Raw genomic sequence first — 541 nt, forward strand, 5'->3', positions numbered from 1 at the left:
AGGTTCAACATCACGTTGCGCGGTTCGCCCCAGTACACGCCGTTGTAGAAACCGACGTTGCTGAAGTACTTCTTGTCGAGCAGGTTGTTGACGTTGAGCTGCGCGGAGAAGTTGTCGTTGAAGCGGTAGCCGGCGAACACATTCACCAGGTAGAACGCGTCCTGGGTGATCAACGCCGATTCGGTACGGCCGCTGGTCGCGTAATCCGCGCGCGGCTTGGTGCTGGTGCGGTAGATCCGGCTCTGCCAGGTCACGCCACCGCCCAGCGACAGGCGGTTCCACTCACCGCTCGGGCGCCAGCTGGTGTTGAGGCGGAAGGTGTCCACCGGGTTGGTGGTGTTCTGCGCCACGCCGGCCTGGTTGCGGATGGTGGTGTGCGCGAAACCGGCCGAGAGGTTCCAGTTCGCGGTCAGGCTGCCCTGGGCTTCCAGTTCCCAGCCCTTGACCTTGTTGCCCTTGCCGGTGGAATGGTAGGCGCTGCTGCCATCGGGCAGCGAGGCGGCCGGCACCGAGTCATCGAGCTCGGCGACATTGTCCTTCT

General features: G+C 63.8%; 1 protein-coding gene. It reads right to left on the minus strand.

What is annotated here, in order from left to right; translation table 11 throughout:
- The coding region (locus tag AAE045_RS24195) for a TonB-dependent receptor domain-containing protein (RefSeq protein WP_455549837.1) at window positions 1–541 on the minus strand (541 nt) is incomplete at both ends.

It is taken from the genome of Dryocola clanedunensis (assembly GCF_038405435.1).
GTDB classification, from domain to species: Bacteria; Pseudomonadota; Gammaproteobacteria; order Enterobacterales; family Enterobacteriaceae; genus Dryocola; species Dryocola clanedunensis_A.